Raw genomic sequence first — 19,395 nt, forward strand, 5'->3', positions numbered from 1 at the left:
TATGCGCGTTCGGGAACAGGCGCGCCGGGCGGCATGCTGCGGTACCGCACGGCGTGGCGCCTGGCCCGCGCGTCGAGCATCCACGCACCGCGCAGTCGCTGCATGCACTGCAGCGGTGCGCGGCGGCTGTGCGCACAACGATGTTCTTACGCCTCTCCTGCGCGTCTTCCATGCCCGCTAGGTCCGCTCGGACGGATCGGTTTTCTTCGCCGTGTGCCGCAGGTCGGGCGCGAGCTGCCCGAAGATCCACGACGAAGCGGCCGTGATGATGCCCACACAGATGAACGTGGCGTGGAAGGCGGGAACCACGCTTGAGCCCGTGGCGTGGCGGACGAGCCCGGTGAAGGTCGTGAGAAGCGCGCCGGCGACGGTCACGCCGAGGCTCATCGAAAGCATCTGCACGAGCGAGAACAGGCTGTTGCCGCTGCTCGCGCCGCCCGTGCCGAGATCCTTGAGCGTGAGCGTGTTCATCGCGGTGAATTGCATCGAGTTCACGCTGCCGAAGATCGCGAGCTGCACGATGCGCAGCCACAGCGGTTCGCCGGGCGTGGAGAGCGCGAAGCTCGCCATCGCGAGTCCCACGAGCACGGTATTCGCCACGAGCACCTGACGGTAGCCGTAGCGCATGATGAGGCGCGTCACGAGCCGCTTGGAGAACATGCCGGCGGCGGCCGTGGGCAGCATCATGAGGCCCGCTTCGAACGGCGTGTAGCCAAGCGCGACCTGCAGCAGGAGCGGAATCAGATACGGCATCGCGCCGCTGCCGATGCGCGCGAACATGTTGCCGAGCAGCCCCACGCTGAACGTGTGGATCTTGAAGAGGTCGAGCGAGAAGATGGGGCGCGGCGTGCGCACGGCGTGCAGCCCGTAGGCGACGAACGCGGCCAGCGAGAGGATCAGCAGCACGAGCACGGCGGCTTCCTGGATGCCGAGCTCGGCGCGGCCGTCGAGCGCGAACGAGATCGTCACCATGCCCGTCACGAGCAGCAGGTAGCCGGGCAGGTCGAAGCGCGGCGTGTCGGGGTTGCGGCTGTCGGGCATGAAGATGAACGTGGCGATGCAGCCCACCACGCCCACGGGCACGTTGATGAGAAAGATCCAGTGCCACGAAGCGATCTGCACGAGCCAGCCGCCCAGCGTCGGGCCGATCAGCGGGCCGATCAGGCCGGGAATCGCGACGAACGAGAGCGCGGGCAGATAGCGTTCGGCGGGAAAGGTGCGCAGCACGGCGAGCCGTCCGACCGGCAGCAGCATCGCGCCGCCCACGCCTTGCGCGATGCGCGAGAGCACGAGCTGCATGAGCGTGTGCGAGCCCGCGCACAGCAGCGAGCCCACCGTGAACACGAGGATCGCGCCGAGGAACACGCGGCGCGTGCCGAGCTTGTCGGCGAGCCAGCCGGAGACCGGGATCATCACGGCCATCGTCAGCGAATACGCGATCACGACCGACTGCATGCTGAGCGGGCGCTCGCCGAGGCTCGTCGCCATGGCGGGCAGCGCCGTGTTGACGATGGTCGAGTCGAGGGTCTGCATGAAGAAGCCGGTGGCGACGAGCCACAGCATGACGGACAGCGAACGGGGCGAGGGCGTGGCGGCGGGCGTCTGGCTGGCGGGGGCGGACATGGGGCGGCGGGGGCGCTCAGGCGGTTGGCTGGCAGCCGCCATTGTAGGGAAAACGGCGTACGGCCGCAGTCGGGCGGGACGCCATGGGGGCTCGGGGAACGGTCGCAGCCTGGAGTCAGGCGTCCAGCCTCGCCGCCGCCGTGAAGAACGCCTGGGCGCGCGGATCGAGCACGAGCGCCGCATTGATGCGGATCCACGGGCTTGTCTCGCCGTGCGGCCGGAAGTGGCTACCCGGCGACACGGTGACGCCGAAGGCCTCGGCGCATGCCGCGAGCTTCGCCGAATCCTCGATGTGCGGGACGCGCGCACAGACGAACTTGCCGCCGAACTTGCCGGTGAAGACGCCGCCCGCCGGCCGGGCGAAGAGTTCCCAGCCGTGATCGTCCAGCGTGCGCGTGGCGTTGCCGAGCGCCTCCGCCATGCGCCGCCGCAATCGTTCGAGGTACTTGCGATAGGCGCCGCGCTCGAGCAGCGTGGCGGCCACGGCCTGGGTGAAGCGCGAGCCGCTGATGGTGGTGAGCGCCTTGATGGACGCGAGATCGCGCGTCACCTCGGGGCGGGCGACGACATAACCCACGCGCAGCGAAGACGACAGCGTTTTCGACAGCCCCGCCACGTACACCACGTGCTCGAACTGGTCGAGTGCGGCGAGGCGGTCGGTGGGATCGGCCTGGAAGTCGGCGTAGATGTCGTCCTCGACGATCGTGAAGCGGTGCTCGCGTGCGAGCTGCAGCAAGCGGAAGGCGACGGGCGGCGTGATCGTCGTGCCGGTCGGGTTATGGAACACGGTGTTGACGAAGTACGCGCGCGGCCGGTGTTCGGCCAGCATCGCATGCAGGTGGTCGAGGTCCGGACCGATGGCCGTGCGCCGGATGCCGACGAGCTTGACGCCGTGCAGCTTCAGGAGGCCGTAGAGGTTGTAGTAGCCGGGGTCTTCCACGAACACCGTGTCGCCGGGCTTGAGCATGTAGCGGATCAGCAGATCGAGGCCCTCGCTCGCGCCTTCGGTAATGAGGATCTGCTGCGTATCGGCGACGATGCCGAGCGGTGCGAGCCGGTTGCGCAGATGCTCGCGCAGCGTCGCTTCGCCGAGCGGCGAACCGTAGTCGACGAGACTCGTCGGGTCGGTGCGCGAGACATGGCGGATCGCCTGGCCGATCGCATCGAGGTCGCGCCAGGCCTGCGGGATCGAGCCGCTGTCGAGCTGCAGCACTTCGCCGGGCCGGTTGAGCGCGGAGAGCAGGTGGCCCGATTCGTCGGCGGCGTTCGCGGGGTCGCAGGTGCCCATGCCGGCCATGCCCGCCTGGGCGTGTTCGCTCACGTAGAAGCCCGAGCCGTGCCGCGAGTCGAGATAGCCGAGCGAGACGAGACGGTCGTAGGCCTCGATCACGGGAAAGCGGCTGATGCGGTAGTCGGTGGCGAACTGGCGGATCGACGGCAGGCGTGCGCCGGGATGCGCCGAGCGCGAGCGGATCCAGTCCTGCACGCCGGCGACGATCTGGTCGGTGAGCGGAACCTGGCTTGCGCGGTCGAGTTCGAGTTTCATGCGGGCCTCGCGGCTTCAGCCGGCAGCGGGATAACTGTCCGGTTTTTTGACTGCACAGTTCCGAACGAACTGTTCGGAACTGTGCATGGGTTACGGTGGCGCTGACCGCAATAATGCTTCAACCGGGAAGGGCATTCAAGGAGCGAAGCGATGCGCGAAATCCGTGTTTTCGAGCTGGAACATCAGGAGCCCGTGCAGACCTGGCGGCTGGCGCAGCCGCTGCAACTGCATGTGACCGAAGGCGAGCTTTGGCTGACGATGGACGGCGATGCGAGCGACTACTGGCTGCGCAAGGGCGAATCGCTGGAGCTTGCGGGCGGGATCGCCGTGCGCCTCAGCGCAGGGAGCGCGGGGGCGCGCTTCATGATGGCGTTGGGCGGTGCGTCGGGGGCAACGCGCCCGGTCGAGGTGCCCGGCTTCGCGGCCACGCTTGCCGGGGCGTTGCGCGGCTGGGCCTCGCGTAGCGGCTGGCGCACGCGGGCAGCGGGCTAGCCTGTGGGCCAGGTAGCCAGGTAGCCACGTAAGCGCCTGGCTCGCCGCCTGGGCTCCGCTTCAGCCCGCTTCGGCAAACTCCCCCACATAGCGCGCGCGAGGACGGATCAACCGTCCATCGGCAATCTGCTCCAGCGCGTGCGCGATCCAGCCCGTTACGCGGCCCGCGGCGAACAGCGTGAAGGCCGCGCCGCGCGGCAGTTCGAGCACGCGTTCGATAGCTGCCAGCGCGAAATCGAGGGTCGGGCGAGCGCTCGTGGTTTCGGCCACGGCTTGTGCAAGCGCATCGATCTCGCCCATCGCCGAACGCGCCGGCGCGCGCTGCGCAAGCTGGTCGAGCAGCAGCCGCGCGCGCGGATCGCCCTCCGGATAAAGCGGATGGCCGAAGCCGGCGAGCCGCGCGGCCATGCCGTGCTCGTCGGGCACGAGGCGCTCCGCGAGAAAGCGATGCAGGTCGCCGGCGCGCGCGGCGTCGTCGAAGAGCGCGGCCACGCGCACCGTCTCGCCGCCGTGGCGCGGGCCCGCCAGCGCCGCCAGGCCGCCTGCCGCGGCGCCGAACAGATGCATGCCGGTCGAGACGATGCAGCGGACCGAGAACGTCGAGGCATTCAATTCATGATCGGCGCACAGCACCAGCGCCGCGCGCAGCAGCTCGGCCTGCGCGCGCGATCTCAGGCCCCAGGCCGACGCAAGCTGGCGGTGCAGCGGCTCGTTCGACGGCGCCGCGGAAATTAGCGCGGCGGCCAGCAGGCGCATCAATATCGAACCCGTATCGATCTGCGCGTCCCGGCCTTGCGCCCAGACGCGCGGCATCTGCGCGGCGGCGGCCGGCAGCAGCACGAGCGCGCGTTCGACCGGCGTATGCGCGCTCCAGAGCTTGAGCCACGCGGCCCATTGCGCCGCCGTGATGGGTGTGGGCGGTGCCTCCATGATCCGGCGCGGAGAGCATTCCCAGAGCAGCGCGGCGACTTCCTCTAGCGTGGCGTGCCGGGCGAGTTCGACGGCGTCCTGGCCGCGATAGCGCAGCTTGCCGTCGGCGATGAGCGTGATCGACGATTCGAGCACGGGCACGCCCCAGTCCAGCACTTTCTGCGCGACCTTGCCGGCGCGCTTGCCGTCGGCCTTGCGGCGCGCGAGGCGGCGCACTTCGGCGGCGGAGTAGCGGTTCTGGCGGCCAACGGCCGCGGGCGCGGAGGAGAGCAGCCCGCGGCTCACGTAGGCGTAGAGCGTGGCCCGGCTGATGCCGAGCGTGTCGGCGGCTTCGGCTGCGGTCATATAGCTGGACATGGTGGCTCGCGTGGGAAAACCCGAAAAATCAATCTATATTGATTATATTAATCAAGATTGATTGCTTGTCCACCATGAAACTAGACTCGGTGGCACTTCCCACGAATTCGAAGGAGTGGCCGCCATGACGCCCCGCGACGCGCTCGAACACCTCTGGATGCTGGCCGATTGCGATCCTGCCGCGCTCGACATGCTGCAGATCGAGGGTGAAGACCCGGGACTGCCATCGGTATTTCGCGTCGGCACGCTGGCGGCGGCGACGATCGGCGCGGCGGGGCTCGCGGCGGCGCAGCTTCACCGCATGCGCAGCGGCGAGGCGCAGCGCGTGGACGTCGACGTGCGCCGCGCGCTCGCGGCGTTTCGCAGCGAGCGCTATCTGAGCGTGGAGGGCGGGCCGCCGATCGAACTGAGTCATCCGGTGACGGGCTACTTCGCGACGCGCGACGGCCGCTGGATTCAGCTTCATGCGAACTTTGCCCACCACCTCGAAGGGATTCTGCGCGTGCTCGGCTGCACGGGCGAGCGCGAGACCGTGGCCGCGGCCATCCGCGGCTGGGACGGCGCCGAGCTCGACAGCGCGCTCGCGCAGGCCGGCCTCTGCGCGGCGCTCATTCGTTCGCCGCGCGAGTGGGCCGCGCTCGAGCAGGCCAAGGCCATTGCGAACCTGCCGCTGTTCGAGATCGAGCGTATTGGCGATGCGCCGCGCGAGATGCCCAGGGCACCGTTCGAGCGCGCAGGCCATGCGGACCGCTTGCGTCCGCTCGAAGGCGTGCGCGTGCTGGACCTCACGCGCATCATCGCGGGGCCGGTGGCAGGCCGCACGCTCGCCTCGCATGGCGCCGACGTGCTGCTCGTGAACGGCGCGCATCTGCCCAATATCGCGCCGCTCGTGATCGACAACGGCCGCGGCAAACGCTCCACCACGCTCGATCTGCGCGAGCGCGCGGGATGTGAGGCGCTGCGCGAGCTCGCGCGCGACGCCGACGTTTTCCTGCAGTCGTACCGCCCCGGCGCGCTCGCCGCGCGCGGCTTCGCGCCCGAGGAGCTGGCGCGTTTGCGGCCCGGCATCGTGTGCGTTTCGGTCAGCGCCTATGGCCATCGCGGGCCGTGGCGCGAGCGGCGTGGCTTCGACAGTCTCGTGCAGTCCGCGAGCGGCATCGTCTGGGCAGAGAGCGTGGAGGCTTCGCGCGGCAGCGGTGTCGAGCCGTTCGAGGCGCCGCGGCCGCTGCCTTGCCAGGCGCTCGATCATGCAACGGGCTATCTGGCGGCGTTCGGTGCGATGGTTGCGCTCGCGCGTCGTGCCACGGAAGGCGGCAGTTGGCACGTGCGCGTCTCGCTCGCGCAGACGGGGCGCTGGCTGCAAACGATGGGCAGGGTGGAGGAGGGCCAGCGCGTGCCCGACCCGCAGGCGCAGGACGTGGCCGATTGCCTCGAAACCATGGACTCGCCGTTCGGGCGGCTGCGGGTGGCGGCCAGCGCCGAGCGGCTCTCGCTCACGCCGGCGCATTTCGCCCGACCGCCCGTGCCAATCGGCACCGATGCGCCCGCGTGGCCCGGCTGCTCCGCCTGAAGCCTACTTGCGCAGCTCCGCAACGAAATCGTAATAGTCGTTGCGGCAGTAGGTGTCGGTGAGCTCGATGGCGCGCTGGTCGGCCGTGTAGCCCACGCGCGTGATGAGCAGGAGCGCTTCGTTGCGCGCGATGCTCATCTGCTGCGCGATTTCCTCGCTCGCATTGACGGCGCGAAAGTGCTGCAACGCGCGCACGATCGCAAGGCCGCGCTGTTCCAGAAAGCTGTAGAGCGAATCGCCGATCGCGCCCGGATCGGGAATCAGCGCGGCCGGAAAGGTGGAATTTTCCACGGCCATGACGATGCCGTCCGCGAGCCGCAGACGTTTCAGCCGTGTGACAGCGGCCGCGGGCGAGAGGCCGAGCTGGATCACTTCGTCGCGGCTGGCCGGCTGGATTTCGCGCGAGAGCCAGCGCGAGCTGGGCGTGAAGCCGCGCTGGCGCAGCATCTCGCTGAAGCTCGTGAGGCGCGAGAGCGGATCTTCGTAGCGCGGCGTGATGAAACTGCCTGCGCCCTGCGTGCGGCGGATCAACCCCTGCTCGACGAGGAGCGCAATCGCCTTGCGCGCCGTGATGCGCGAGACGCCGAGCGCGTCGGCCAGCACGCGCTCGGACGGCAGCGCCTCGCCGGCGTTCCAGCGGTTCTCGTGAATGGCGGTGCTCAGCTTGCGTGCGAGCTGCAGATAGAGCGGCGTATCGTTGTCCGGGTCCGGGCGCAGATCGCGCCAGCGGTCTTCCGTGAGTGCGTTCATGGGAAACGGGCATGAAAGGCGAACGGCAATTTTATGACATAGGCGCATCAGTTCGCTAATGGGCGAGTTACGGAGGCGCGCATGATCCGGTGCTGTGCGAGGCGCTACACTGGTTCCTTACGCGATACTTCGCGTGTCTTCGCGCTCGACCGTTGCCGCTTTTCGCCGCGCAGGCGGTTCGGGCGCGGTGCAAGGAGCCAGCCAACATGACTACCGAACTGCCCAGCGTCGCACTGCCCGATGGCGAACGCATTCCGAAGCTCGGCCAGGGCACGTGGGAGATGGGCGAGCGCGCCGCGCGACGCGGCGAAGAGATCGCCGCGCTGCGCGAGGGCATTGCGCTCGGCATGACGCTCATCGACACCGCCGAGATGTACGGTGACGGCGCAACCGAACTGCTGGTCGGCGAGGCCTTGCGGGGCCTGCGCGACGAAGCGTTTCTCGTGAGCAAGGTGTATCCGCACAACGCGAGCCGGCGCGGCGTGCAGACGGCCTGCGAGGCCAGCCTCAAGCGCCTCGGCACCGACCGGCTCGACCTCTATCTGCTGCACTGGCCCGGCGGCGTGCCGCTCGAGGAAACGGTCGAGGGCTTCGCGGCGCTCGCGCGCGCGGGCAAGATCCGCCACTGGGGCGTGAGTAATTTCGATACCGGCGACATGGAAGCGCTCTTCGACGTGTCAGGCGGAGAGGCTTGCGCAACGAACCAGATTCTCTACAACGTCGCGCGGCGCGGCGCGGAATTCGATCTGCTGCCCTGGAGCGCGGAGCATCGCATGCCGGTGATGGCGTATAGCCCCGTCGATCATGCGCGGCTGCCGAAGCGTTCGCCGCTCGACGACATCGCTCAGGCGCACGGCGTGTCGGTGTATCAGGTCGCAATGGCCTGGGTGCTGCGTCAGCCGGGCGTGTGTGCGATTCCCAAGGCGGCGCGCATCGAACACGTGCGCGACAATCGCGCGGCGCTCGATCTCGTCCTGAGCCCGCAGGACTACGCTGCGCTCGACACGTACTTCAAACCGCCACGCGGCAAGCGGCCGCTCGAAATGCTCTGAGAATGCTTTAAAGGCGATTCAGACGAAAGCGCGTTGCGAGCAGACAGCAGGGGAAGCCGGCATCCGGTCCCCGGCGGCGGTTCCCGGCCGGGGGACCGGGAGACCGCCGCCGTTGCCTGGAAAGGCGCGATCGGCCATCGCGCCCATTCGGGGGAGCTGAGGTGGTGCGTGCGCACCGCCGTGCGAGGTCAATGACCACCGCCGCCGCCGTGACCGCCGCCGTGGCCACTGCCGCCGCCATGGCCACTGCCGCTGTTGCCGTGGCCGCTGCCGAAACCACCACCAAAGCCACCGCCGAAACCGCCACCGAAGCCACCGCCAGCGCTGCCGCCAAACCCGCCGCCGGCTGCGCCAGCCCCTCCTGCCGCGCCACCGCAACCGCAGCCGCCGGAACTGCCGGAGCTACCGCCTCCACCTGAGTTGCCGCCGCCGCCGGAGTTACCACCACCACCGGAGCTACCGCCGCCGCCGGAACTGCCGCCCCCACCACCGGAGCTACCGCCGCCGCCAGAACTGCCGCTCCCACCGCCGGAGCTGCCTCCGCCGCTCGACCCTCCGTGCCCTGCGCTGCCGCTGCTGCCGGCCGCGCCTGCCGAGCCGCTGGAACCTGCGCCGGCCGCACCCGCGCCCGCGCCGCCACCGCTGTTGCCCGATCCACCCGATCCGCCCGATCCGCCGCAGCCGCCTCGCTTGCCGGCGCAGGTGTCGTCTAGCGCGAATACCGCGGCGACGTCTGCGGCCAGCGCGCCGGAACCGGACGCCCCATCGGCGCCGGAAGCGTCGGTCTGGGCGATTTGCACCACGGGGGACGTAGCTTGCGCGCCGCTCGCCGTCAGCGCGGGAGCGGCGCCGATGATCAGTTGCGCGTCGACGTCTTCGCTATCCCCGGCGTGCGCCGCGAGCGCGGGCAGCAACAGGCTCGCACCGACCACGCACGCCGCGGCTCCCCGGGTTATCCGATAGTAGTACTGATGAATGGTCGTATTGTTCATTGCTTTCTCCCGGGAGGCAGCGGCATGTTGCAGCCGTTGCCTCTCGTGCGCCTTATGTCTGGCAGCGTGCGGTTGCGCACACACGCCGACCCCCGTCAGGTCGTGATCGCACGGCGCCAGCATGCGCAGCATAGCCGGCGGGAGCGGTCTGCAGGACATCCGGCCGACGAATCGGCGGGCGGCCGGATAGGCAGGACTCCTTGCTGGTTGTCGTAGCCCGCGGGGGCGGGGCGGCAGAAAACAAGTGCATCGTGCTACCGGCCATCCGCTGGCCTGACCTGACGACCCGCGGTATCACGTCAAGGGCAGCGGCCGGATGCCTGAAAACGATATAGCGAGTTCCATGCCATCGGCCGCAGACCCGCCCCGCAGCGCCACTTAACAATGTTTGTAGCGCTTGTGTGCAGGAAAAATCGCTGAAAACGTTTCGACGATGAAACGCGGGCGCGTGGCGCGAGTGTTTTCGTTGCAGACGAGCACGACGCCGCCCGCTTCGGCGCTACTTTTGCGCGGCGTTCGCGTCGTCCTGCAGCACGCGCAGTTCGGCGACGGGAATATGGCAGCGTATGAGATGTCCATCGCTCGCTGGCGCGAACGGCGGCGCCTCTTCATCGCAGATCGTGCCGATGCGGCGCGGGCATTGCGCACAGAAGACACAGCCGGTCGCCGGCGCCCGTGCATCGAACGCCTCGCGTTCGCGCAAAGCTCGCGCGGCGAGCAGCGTTTCTGTATACGGATGGCTCGGTGCGCCGAACAGCGCGCCGGTCGGGCCTATCTCGACCACCTGGCCCGCGTAGAGGACCATCACGCGATCGGCGAGGTAGCGCACGACGTCGAGGTCGTGCGAAATGAAGAGATAGCTCACGCGGCGTTCGCGCTGCAGGCGCGCAAGCAAATTCAGGATCGCGGCCTGCACCGAAACGTCGAGTGCCGAAGTCGGTTCGTCGCAGATCACCACGCGCGGCTCGCCCGCGAAAGCCTGGGCGATCGCCACGCGCTGCCTGAGGCCGCCCGAAAGCTGGCGCGAGCGCGCCGTGAGATAGCGCAGGGGCACGCGGACCGCGTCGAGCAGGGCGGCGAGCCGCGTTTCGTCGGGAGCGTCGGTTCCGGTGGTGCGGGCGAGTGCCCGGCCGATCAGGCGTTCGACCGGCAGCGCGCGATTGAGCGAGGCATCCGGATGCTGGAACACGAGCCGCAGCGCTTCGAGCTGCTTCTTGCTGCGCCGCCCGACGCGGGCCGGCAAGGTCTCGCCCGCGAGTTCGATGCGCCCGCCCGAGTCGGGCGCGTAGAGGCCTAGCAGCAGCTTCGCGAGCGTGGTCTTGCCGCTGCCCGACTCGCCGACGAGGCCGAGCGTCTCGCCCGAGCGCAAGTCGATCGAGACGCCGTCGAGCGCGCGCACGGCCTCGCTGCCCTGGCCGAACGTATGCGATACGTCGACTGCGCGCAGGACCACCTCGGGTTCGGCAGGGGCAGCCGGCGCGTGCGTGCTCGCCGGTTCGGCGGGCGGCAGCTCCATGGCGCGCTCGTGATAGTGGCAGCGCGCCATCTGCGCGCCATGCGGCGCGTCCAGGCGATGTGGGGGCGGCGCCTGCTCGACGCAGCGCGCGTCGGCAAGGCGGCAGCGCGGCGCATACACGCAGCCGTGCGCCAGCGTGCCGGGCGCAGGGGGCTCGCCCGCAATCGTGTCGAGCGGCCCTTCGTCCTTGCTGCGTCCGCGTGTGGGCAGGCAGCGCAGCAGGCCCACCGTGTAGGGATGGCGTGCGCGCGCGAAGACGTCGCGCGTGTCGCCTTCCTCGACGAGACGTCCCGCATACAGCACGCCGACGCGCTCGCACATCTTGCCGATCACGGCCAGATCGTGGCTGATGAGCAGCACCGCCATGCCGATCTCGGCGCGCAATTGCGCGATCAATGCCAGCACTTCGGCTTCGACGGTGGCGTCGAGTCCGGTGGTGGGTTCGTCGAGAATCAGGAGCGACGGGTTCGACGCGAGCGCCATCGCGATCACCACGCGCTGCTGCATTCCGCCGGAAAGCTGATGCGGGTAGCTCGCCATCACGCGTGCCGGATCGGCAATACGCACGCGTCCGAGCATCTCGGGCGAACGCGCGAGTGCGTCCGCCGGGCTCGCGCCCGCTGCCTCGAAAGCCTCGCTCAGTTGGCGCGCGATCGTGAGCGAGGGATTGAGCGCACTCGCGGGGTCCTGATAAACCATCGATACGGCACCGGCGCGCAAGCGGCGCAGGCCGTCGGCGTCGAGCGCGAGCACGTCGGCGCCGGCGATCGCGATGCGCCCGGCCTTCACGCGGCCATTGCGCGGCAGATAGCGCAGCGCGGCGAGCGCGACCGTCGACTTGCCGCAGCCCGATTCGCCGACGAGCCCATAGGCTTCGCCCTGGCGGATGCGCAGCGAGACGTCGGTGAGCACGTCGCGCTCGCGGCCTTTCACGCGATAGGCCACCGTGAGGCCGACCAGCACGAGGGCATCGTCTTTGGCGCCCCCGCTGTTGTGCCGCGCGTTCATGATTCGAGCGCCTCGCGCAGGCTGTCGGCGATCAGGTTCACGGCCACCACGAGCGAGGCGATGGCCAGCGCGTCGAAGGCGACGGTCCACCACGCGCCGCCCGCGAGCAGCGCATACGATTCGGCGAGCGCGAGGCCCCAGTCGGCTGAGGGCGGCTGGATGCCGAAGCCGAGGAACGAGAGCGTCGCGACGGCAAAGATCGCGTAGCTCAGCCGTACCGTCGCCTCCACGACGATGGGCGGCCACACGTTAGGCAGGATCTCCGCGAACATCACATAGGGAGCGCGCTCGCCGCGCAGACGCGCCGCGGCGACGTAGTCCAGGTGACGCTCGGCCAGCACCGCGGCGCGCACCGTGCGTGCGATCAGCGGCGCGAAGGTAAGGCCGATCACGAGAATCACCGCGAGATTCGAGGCGCCCACGGCGGCGAGCACCATCAGCGCGACGATCACGAGCGGCAGCGCGAGCACCGCGTCGAGCATGCGCGCAATGAGGCTGCCCGCGAAACCTTCGAAGTAGCCTGTAACGAGACCGAGCGCGGTGCCTGTCAGGGTGCCCGCGAGCGTGGCGAGCGGTGCGATCGTAAGGATGTCGCGCGCGCCCGCGATCACGCGCGAGCAGATGTCGCGGCCCAACTGATCGGTGCCGCACCAGTGCGTATGATCGGGCGGCATGAGCGAGCCGAGCGGGTCGGACGCATAGGGGTCGAACGGCGCGAGCCATTGCCCCGCGAGCGCGCACACGATCCACCCCAGCACGATCAGCGTGCCTGCGACGAATGCGGGGGAGCGCAACAGCTCGCGCAGGAGACCGAAGCGTTCGGCGGCGTGGTCGGGCGGAGCAATCGAGGAGTCGGTGACGGTGTCGTTCATGCGTGTCCTGTCGTGCGCAGCCGCGGATCGAGCAGTGCGTGCAGCGCATCGGCGCCGAGGTTGGCCAGCGTATAGACTGCGCCGATGGCCAGCACGCCGGCTTCCAGCAGCGGAAAATCCTTCGCTCGCGCGGCGTTGTAGATCAGCGAGCCGATGCCGGGATAGCGGAACAGCGTTTCCACGACGACGAGCCCGCCGATCAGATAGCCGAGCTGCGTCGCCGCGACGGTGACGGTGGGCAGGAGCGCGTTGCGCAGCACATGCCGCATGATCACGACGCGGCGGGGCAGGCCTTTGAGGATCGCGGTGCGCGTGTAGTCGGCATCGAGTGCGCCCAGCATGCCCGCGCGCGTCATGCGCGCGAGATAGCCGAAGAAGACGAAGACCAGTGGCAGCACGGGCAGCAGCAGATGCCGCAGCGTTTCGAGCACACCGGCGCCGGGCGGCGCGACGGCTTCGATGGGCAGCCAGCGCAGCCATACGCCGAACACGAGGATCAGCACGATCGCCGAGACGAACTCGGGCACGGCGCTCGCGCACAGGCCGAGCGTGCTGATCGCGCGGTCGAGCCAGCGGCCCGCGTGCAGCGCGGCCCAGACCCCGCCGCCGATGCCGAGCGGCACGACCACGACGAACGCGCAGAGGCCGAGCCTGGCCGACTGCAGCAGCGCCGCGCCGACGAATGGGGCGACCGGCTGGCGGTAGCTCCACGACATGCCGAAGTCGCCGCGCAGCGCGTGGGCCATCCAGACGAGGTACTGCCCGATCGCGGGGCGATCCGCGCCGAGCTGATGATCGAGGGCCGCGACGGCGCGCGCGTCGGCGAGCGGTCCCAGCACCGCTCGGCCAATGTCGCCGGGCAGTAGCTGGCCGCCCGCGAACACGAGCACGGAGAGGAGCCAGAGCGTAAAGAGCGCCCAGCCTGCGCGGCGCGCGAAAAAGCACAATGCGCCCGCGGCGCGTCTCGTACGGGTCGCCGTCCGTGGCGAATGAGGCGATCGGGGCGGACTCGTCAACTGCGTAGCCATCGGACTCCAGGAGCGGTCGGCGCGGGGCGCCGTGGGCGGATCATGCAGCGAGCGTGGCGCGGTCGAAGTAGAGCTGCGCGAGCGCCGTGAAGCGCATGCCTTGCAGCGCGGTGCGCTGCGCGATCAACTGGTCGTAGAAGTATGGAATGATCACAGGCGTCTCCTCGAGCAGCAGCGTTTCGATCTGTGCCGCGACCTTTTTCTGCGCCGCGACGTCGAGCGTCGCGACGAAGTCGGCCACGAGCTTGTCGTACTGCGCGTTGCGAAAGTGCGCAGCATTCCACGTGCCGCCGCTCGTGAGCGGCGCGTTGAGGAACACATTCGGCACGCCGCGATGGCCGTAGTCGGTCATGCCGAGCGGCGAGTCCAGCCAGTCCGATTTGCCGTACGTGCCTGCACCGTAGTACTGCCCCTGGCTCTCGACCTTCAGCGCGATGCGCACGCCGATCGCTTTCGCCGCGTTCTGCACAACCACGGCCAGGTCGGGAATCTCCATGTACTTCTCGGTCGTCAGCGTCACGTCGAAGCCGTTTGCCACGCCGGCCTGAGCGAGCAATTCGCGTGCCTTCGCGACATTCAGCGCGCGCTGCGGCACGGTGGTCGCCGTCGACGGGAACACCGGTGCGAACGGGCTGTCGTTGCCGACCACCGCGCGGCCCTTGAAGAGCCCGCGCACCATCACGTCGCGATCGAGCGCGAGAGCCAGCGCCTGGCGCACGCGTTTGTCGCGAAAGGTGGGCACGTCGTTGCGCATGTGGATCTGGCGGTGCGCGCTGGAGCGCACGCCGATCACCTTGAAGTCGGGATTGTTCAGGATGCCGAAACCACCCTGTACGGTGAACGTGCCCATGACGTCGGCCTGCTGGCCCTGCAGGGCGAGGATCTGGGCCGGCTCGTCGGCGTAGAACGCGAACTGCACGCGCGCGGGCAGCGCCTTTTCGCCCCAGTAGTCGGGATTGCGCACGAAGCTCGCGCCTTGCCGCGGCTGGTAGTGCTCGAGCTTGAACGGCCCCGTGCCGACGAAGCTCTTCTCGTAGTTGCCCGCGTAATTCGCCGGCAGGATCACGGCGTTGTAATTGTCGGAGGAGACGTAGTAGGGGAAGTTGCCGTTCGGTGCGTCGAGATGGAACTGGACCGTGTGGTCGTCGAGCACTTTCGCGGCTCCCTTCGAGAGCACGCCCTTTAGCACCGATAGTGCCGCCGAGCCGCTCGCCGGGTCGGCGAGACGGTCGAACGTCGCCACCACGTCTTTGGCGCCGAACGGTTGACCGTCATGAAATTTCACGTTCGGGCGCAGCTTGAAGGTCCAGACGTCCGCCTTGTCGTTCGGCTGCCATGAGAGCGCGAGGGCGGGCTGGAGCCGGTCGTTGGCGTCGTCGTTCAGCAGGAACTCGCCGGTCTGGTTGAGCAGGCAGAGACCGCCCGCGTCGGTGACGGTGAGCGGATCGACGGCGCCCGCCGGCATCAGGTGCGCCACGCGGATGGTCTGGTTGGTCGGCTGTTGCGCGGCGCGCGCCGTGCGAGGTGCGAGCGTGGCCACGAGGCCCGTCAGGCCCAGCACGCCTGCGTAGCGCAGCAGTTCGCGGCGCGTGAGGCGGCCGGCGAGGTATTCGTCGATAGCGTGGTTGCCGTAATCGCCGGCATTGCGCCGTGACGTGCCGAAGGAGTCAAAGGGGGCGAAGGCGGCAGACGGCGGTCGTTTCATCGATGCGGGTTCCCGTGCGGTTCCGTGAGTGGGCGCGCCCAGGCCCTCTGGACTGGCGCGACGGCGGCATGCGGTGCGGCAGACGACGAATTCGGGTCCAGTTTAAGCGATCCGGCGGGGCCTGCGCCAGGCGGCGCGCTTAGTGATCGTCCTGGTGATCGTGCGGATGGCGGTGGATGGGATCGACCCAGTAGACCGTTTCCGGCGCTTCGACGGCATCGATGTTCAGATTGACGACGACGGCTTCGTTGTCGCTGCGCACGAGCACGCATTCGAGCGGGTCGTCGGTACTCGCATTGATTTCCTGGTGCGGCACGTACGGCGGCACGAAGATGAAGTCGCCGGGTCCGGCTTCGGCCGTGAATTCGAGGTGTTCGCCCCAGCGCATGCGCGCGTGCCCGCGCACCACGTAGATCACGCTTTCGAGCGCGCCGTGATGGTGTGCGCCCGTCTTCGCATTCGGGTGAATCGTGACGGTGCCGGCCCAGATCTTCTGCGCGCCCACGCGAGCCGCATTGATGGCGGCCGCGCGGTTCATGCCGGGTGTCTGCGCCGTATTGGCGTCGAGCTGGTCGCCGCGGATGACCTTGACGCCGTGCTCGCGCCAGTCCACCGGGCCGGTGGGCGCCGCGTCGTCGCGATGGTGGGTGTGATGGTGGGGGTGATCGTGGCTCATCGTCCTGTCTCCTGTCCGCTCTCGATCGGCGGTTTATCCATTGAAAAAGCCCGTCCCGCGAGGGACGGGCTTGCGGTGAGGAAAAGCCGGAGTGCTTAGGTCTTCTTTGCGTTGATGACCGCTTCGGCCACGTTCTGCGGCGTTTCGGCGTAGTGCTTGAACTCCATCGTGTACGTGGCGCGGCCCTGCGTGAGCGAGCGCAGCGACGTGGAGTAGCCGAACATTTCGGAGAGCGGCACTTCGGCGCGCACGATCTTGCCGCCGCCGCCCGCGATGTCCTCCATGCCCTGCACGATGCCGCGGCGGCTGGAGAGGTCGCCCATCACGTTGCCCATGAAGTCCTCGGGCGTTTCCACTTCCACGGCCATCATCGGTTCGAGCAGGATGGGCTTCGCCTTGCGCATCGCTTCCTTGAAGGCCATCGAACCGGCCATGCGGAAAGCGTTTTCGTTCGAATCGACGTCGTGGTACGAACCGAACGTGAGCGTGACTTTCGTGTCGACCACCGGATAGCCCGCGAGCACGCCTGCCTTGAGCGTCTCCGCGATACCCTTTTCCACGGCCGGGATGAACTCGCGCGGAATCACGCCGCCCTTGATGGCGTCGACGAACTCATGGCCCTTGCCCGGCGGCTGCGGTTCGAGCGTGATGACCGCGTGGCCGTACTGGCCGCGCCCGCCCGACTGCTTGACGAACTTGCCTTCCACGCCCTCTACCTTGTTGCGCACGGTCTCGCGATAGGCCACCTGCGGCTTGCCGACGGTCGCTTCCACGCCGAACTCGCGCTTCATGCGGTCGACCAGAATTTCGAGGTGCAGCTCGCCCATGCCGGAGATGATGGTCTGGCCGGATTCCTCGTCGGTCTGCACGCGGAACGATGGGTCTTCCTGCGCGAGGCGATTGAGCGCGATGCCCATCTTCTCCTGGTCGGCCTTGGTCTTCGGCTCGACGGCCTGCGAGATCACGGGCTCCGGGAAGATCATCTTTTCGAGTACGATGGCGTGGGCCGGATCGCAGAGCGTGTCGCCCGTGGTCGCTTCCTTCAGGCCGACCGCCGCCGCGATGTCGCCCGCGCGCACTTCCTTGATTTCCTTGCGCTCGTTCGCATGCATCTGCAGGATCCGGCCGAGACGCTCCTTCTTGTCCTTCGTCGCGTTGAGCACGGTGTCGCCCGATTCGACCACGCCCGAGTAGACGCGGAAGAAGATCAGTTGTCCGACGAAGGGGTCGGTCATGATCTTGAACGCAAGCGCGGAGAACGGCTCGTCGTCGCTTGGATGGCGCTCGATTTCCTTGTCGTGAAGGTCGTGGCCGAGAATCGCGGGGATGTCCACGGGCGAGGGCAGGTAGTCGATTACCGCGTCGAGCATCGCCTGCACGCCCTTGTTTTTGAACGCGCTGCCGCACAGCATCGGCACGATCTCGTTCGCGATCGTGCGTTTGCGCAGCGCGCCCTTGATTTCCTCTTCGGTCAGGCTCTCGTGATCTTCGAGGTACTTTTCGAGCAGCACTTCGTCCGCCTCGGCGGCGGCCTCGACCATCTTCTCGCGCCATTCGTGCGCCAGTTCGACGAGATTGGCCGGGATGTCCTCGTACTCGAACTTCACGCCCTGGCTCTCGTCGTCCCAGACGATCGCCTTCATCTTCACGAGATCGACCACGCCCTGGAAGTGATCCTCGGCGCCCACCGGAATCTGGATCGGCACGGCCACGCCCTTCAGGCGCTCGCCGATCTGCCGCTGCACGCGAAAGAAGTCCGCGCCCACGCGGTCCATCTTGTTGACGAACGCGATGCGCGGCACCTTGTACTTGTTCGCCTGGCGCCACACCGTTTCCGACTGCGGCTGCACGCCGCCCACGGAGTCGTACACCATGCACGCGCCGTCGAGCACGCGCATGGAGCGCTCGACTTCGATGGTGAAGTCGACGTGCCCCGGGGTGTCGATGATGTTGATGCGGTGCTCGGGGTAGTTGCCGGCCATGCCCTTCCAGAACGCGGTGGTCGCGGCCGAGGTGATCGTGATGCCGCGCTCCTGTTCCTGTTCCATCCAGTCCATGGTCGCCGCGCCGTCGTGAACCTCGCCGAGCTTGTGATTCACGCCGGTGTAGAACAGGATCCGTTCGGTCGTGGTGGTTTTGCCGGCATCGATGTGAGCGCTGATCCCGATGTTGCGATAGCGCTCGATGGGAGTCTTGCGAGGCACGGTGATCTCCTTGGAATACGCGCCGTGGAAGGTGCCGGACGCCGCGCGGCGCGAGCTGCGCGCGCACCCGGCGCAACGCGCGGCGCCCAGGGCGCCGCGCAAGCCAGAATACTAGGATAGCGCCTCGGCGGCGCTTTTGCTGGAAGCGCGTCAGGTACGCCGGGTTGCGCCGCAGGGGCCGCGGGCCTACGCCGGCCTGGTGCGGACAGGCGCGTTGGGCGGGGAGCCCGCGAGCGTTCCGAAACGGCAAGAAAAAACCGGCGCCGCGGGAAGCGGGGCCGGCCGGCAGGATGGGGAGCGGCGGCGCGCCCGGGCAGTTCCGCTGCGAGCGCCGCAGCGTTCGCCGAACAAGCGCTGGCGTGCGTCAGGCGGATCTCACTGCACGGGCGGCAGACCTTCGATCTTCATGCCCGGCTTGATGCCCTTCGACGTGAACCATCCCTGGCTCATTTCGAGCGCGTAGTAGCCGTTGTTACGCGGACAGTGGTTGTTGGTCGTTTCGGCCTGCATCTCGTCGATGTCGGTGACCGTGCCGTCCTGGCGGATGAACGCGATCGACAGCGGGATCAGCGTGTTCTTCATCCAGAAGCAGTGCACGGCGTTTTCGCCGAACACGAACAGCATGCCTTCGTTCGGCGCGAGCTGGGTGCGATACATGAGGCCCTGTTCGCGGTCCGCGTCGTTGGCAGCCACGGCGGCATCGATCACGAACATGCCGGCAGTCAGCTTCACGCGCGGGAAGTCGCCGGGCTGCTTCGCGCCGGGAGGCATCTGCTGGGCGTGGGCGACGCTGGGCATGGCGAATGTGGCCGCGGCCAGGCTCGCGGCGGCGGCGAACGGCAAGGCAATGGCGAACGCGTAGCGCGCAAATAGCGGCACGAGAAGCGACCCGACAAGCGGGCGCAGGGAAAATCGCACGACAGGACTCCTTGCTTGAGATTAACTCGCGCATGTTACGCGAGTAAGTCGAAGCGGGTCAAAGCGTGTCGGCTACGAACGATGACACGCCATGCGCGGCACGGAAAAACGCGCGGATTGCAGCGCCCAAAAACAAAAAGGCAGAACGCCTTGCGA

15 protein-coding genes are annotated in these 19,395 nt (G+C 68.3%); 3 read left to right on the top strand and 12 right to left on the bottom strand.

What is annotated here, in order from left to right; genetic code table 11:
- Positions 1 to 177: 177 nt before the first annotated feature.
- Both mdtD and WJ542_RS07730 read right to left on the bottom strand, forming a co-directional pair.
- Entirely contained in the window at positions 178 to 1,623 is a 1,446-nt protein-coding gene (mdtD, locus tag WJ542_RS07725; RefSeq protein ID WP_411188707.1) for a multidrug transporter subunit MdtD, read from the bottom strand.
- 115 nt (positions 1,624 to 1,738) lie between these two features.
- Entirely contained in the window at positions 1,739 to 3,169 is a 1,431-nt protein-coding gene (locus WJ542_RS07730) for an aminotransferase-like domain-containing protein (RefSeq protein ID WP_411188708.1), read from the bottom strand.
- Between the two features lie 150 nt (positions 3,170 to 3,319).
- Here WJ542_RS07730 and WJ542_RS07735 point away from each other — a divergent pair, with 150 nt between their 5' ends.
- Positions 3,320 to 3,661, top strand: a complete 342-nt coding sequence (locus tag WJ542_RS07735; protein ID WP_411188709.1) for a DUF2917 domain-containing protein — start codon at positions 3,320 to 3,322, stop codon at positions 3,659 to 3,661.
- Between the two features lie 60 nt (positions 3,662 to 3,721).
- Here the strand turns inward: WJ542_RS07735 and WJ542_RS07740 are convergent, their stop codons facing one another.
- The gene (locus WJ542_RS07740) at positions 3,722 to 4,948 is read right to left on the bottom strand and encodes a citrate synthase family protein (protein ID WP_411188710.1); all 1,227 of its coding nucleotides are present in this window, start codon (positions 4,946 to 4,948) and stop codon (positions 3,722 to 3,724) included.
- Positions 4,949 to 5,072: 124 nt separating this feature from the next.
- On the opposite strand from WJ542_RS07740, the gene WJ542_RS07745 reads away from it, so the two are divergent.
- On the top strand, positions 5,073 to 6,518 hold the full coding sequence (locus WJ542_RS07745) for a CoA transferase (RefSeq protein ID WP_411188711.1): 1,446 nt from the start codon (positions 5,073 to 5,075) through the stop codon (positions 6,516 to 6,518).
- A gap of 3 nt (positions 6,519 to 6,521) precedes the next feature.
- Here WJ542_RS07745 and WJ542_RS07750 read toward each other — a convergent pair whose 3' ends face one another.
- The gene (locus WJ542_RS07750; protein WP_411188712.1) at positions 6,522 to 7,268 is read right to left on the bottom strand and encodes a GntR family transcriptional regulator; all 747 of its coding nucleotides are present in this window, start codon (positions 7,266 to 7,268) and stop codon (positions 6,522 to 6,524) included.
- 206 nt (positions 7,269 to 7,474) lie between these two features.
- Here WJ542_RS07750 and WJ542_RS07755 point away from each other — a divergent pair, with 206 nt between their 5' ends.
- A complete protein-coding gene (locus WJ542_RS07755) occupies positions 7,475 to 8,320 on the top strand; it encodes an aldo/keto reductase (RefSeq protein ID WP_411188713.1) in 846 nt (281 codons plus the stop codon).
- Between the two features lie 188 nt (positions 8,321 to 8,508).
- Here WJ542_RS07755 and WJ542_RS07760 read toward each other — a convergent pair whose 3' ends face one another.
- The 8 genes from WJ542_RS07760 to WJ542_RS07795 all read right to left on the bottom strand — a co-directional run bounded on the left by WJ542_RS07760 (position 8,509) and on the right by WJ542_RS07795 (position 19,239).
- Positions 8,509 to 9,312, bottom strand: coding sequence for a hypothetical protein (locus WJ542_RS07760; RefSeq protein WP_411188715.1), 804 nt, complete (start codon positions 9,310 to 9,312; stop codon positions 8,509 to 8,511).
- Between the two features lie 499 nt (positions 9,313 to 9,811).
- Positions 9,812 to 11,836 (bottom strand): dipeptide ABC transporter ATP-binding protein, encoded by a 2,025-nt coding sequence (locus WJ542_RS07765; RefSeq protein WP_411188716.1) that lies wholly within the window; start codon positions 11,834 to 11,836, stop codon positions 9,812 to 9,814.
- Complete coding sequence (locus tag WJ542_RS07770; RefSeq protein ID WP_411188717.1) at positions 11,833 to 12,708, bottom strand: ABC transporter permease; 876 nt, start codon at positions 12,706 to 12,708, stop codon at positions 11,833 to 11,835. The genes WJ542_RS07765 and WJ542_RS07770 overlap by 4 nt, the downstream gene beginning before the upstream one ends.
- Positions 12,705 to 13,736, bottom strand: coding sequence for an ABC transporter permease (locus tag WJ542_RS07775; protein ID WP_411188718.1), 1,032 nt, complete (start codon positions 13,734 to 13,736; stop codon positions 12,705 to 12,707). Before WJ542_RS07775 ends, WJ542_RS07770 begins: the two co-directional genes overlap by 4 nt.
- Before the next feature lie 40 nt (positions 13,737 to 13,776).
- Positions 13,777 to 15,441 carry an ABC transporter substrate-binding protein gene (locus WJ542_RS07780; RefSeq protein ID WP_411188720.1) on the bottom strand — a complete coding sequence of 555 codons (1,665 nt, stop codon included), beginning with the start codon at positions 15,439 to 15,441 and terminating at the stop codon, positions 13,777 to 13,779.
- A gap of 139 nt (positions 15,442 to 15,580) precedes the next feature.
- Complete coding sequence (locus tag WJ542_RS07785) at positions 15,581 to 16,117, bottom strand: cupin domain-containing protein (protein WP_411188721.1); 537 nt, start codon at positions 16,115 to 16,117, stop codon at positions 15,581 to 15,583.
- 95 nt (positions 16,118 to 16,212) lie between these two features.
- Positions 16,213 to 18,321, bottom strand: a complete 2,109-nt coding sequence (gene fusA, locus WJ542_RS07790) for an elongation factor G (RefSeq protein WP_411188722.1) — start codon at positions 18,319 to 18,321, stop codon at positions 16,213 to 16,215.
- Positions 18,322 to 18,696: 375 nt separating this feature from the next.
- Complete coding sequence (locus WJ542_RS07795; RefSeq protein WP_411188723.1) at positions 18,697 to 19,239, bottom strand: DUF192 domain-containing protein; 543 nt, start codon at positions 19,237 to 19,239, stop codon at positions 18,697 to 18,699.
- Positions 19,240 to 19,395 lie beyond the last annotated feature (156 nt).

Origin of the sequence: Paraburkholderia yinzeri (assembly GCF_046581065.1) — a bacterium.
In the GTDB taxonomy this organism is placed as follows: Bacteria; Pseudomonadota; Gammaproteobacteria; order Burkholderiales; family Burkholderiaceae; genus Paraburkholderia.